Genomic DNA, 667 nt, shown 5'->3' on the forward strand with positions numbered 1-667 from the left:
GCTGGTTGTTGCGGGTGCGCTCGGTGCTGCTCGATTGCCCACACCACCATATGATTTTCACGCTGCCCGCCGAGTTGCATCCGCTGTGGCGTTTTAATCGGGAGCGGTTGGCTGAACTGTTGTTCACCGCCGTACATCGCACGCTTGGAGCCTTCAGTGCCGACCCCAAGTATTTGGCTGCCATGCCCGGCGTCATGTCCTGTTTGCACACCTGGGGCCGTGACTTATCGCTGCATCCGCATCTGCATTGTCTGCTGACTCATGGCGGCCTCAATGAGGCTGGAGACTGGATAGCGCCGCGCAAGGCGGTACTGTTCCCGCAGAAGCCGCTGATGATGGTCTATCGCGGCAAACTNCTGGGACGTAAAGCGTGGGTGGTGCATTGCTGTCAGCGCTATGACCATGCCTCCGGGGTCGCTAAATATCTGGCCCGCTATATCAAGGGCGGTCCGCTGCGGAACTCGCAGTTACTCAGTGTCTCGCCGAGTCAGGTGCGCTTTCGGTATCAGTCACACCGCACCCATGGCTCAGCAGTCGCCCAACTGACCATGGCGACCTTTATACAACGTTGGCTGGAGCATGTGCCCACGCCGGGGAAGGCGAGTATTCGATATCTCGGTCTGTACAGCTCAGGAGGACGCCGGAAGCTCAATCTGGCGCGCCAATA

General features: G+C 59.2%; 1 protein-coding gene. It reads left to right on the forward strand.

Annotated features, from left to right (window positions below):
* Nucleotides 1-50: 50 nt before the first annotated feature.
* Nucleotides 51-667 (forward strand): transposase (locus ACYVG7_RS04695; RefSeq protein ID WP_460882069.1); only part of this gene is annotated, 617 nt, incomplete at its 3' end.

Source organism: Pseudaeromonas pectinilytica (genome assembly GCF_054780855.1).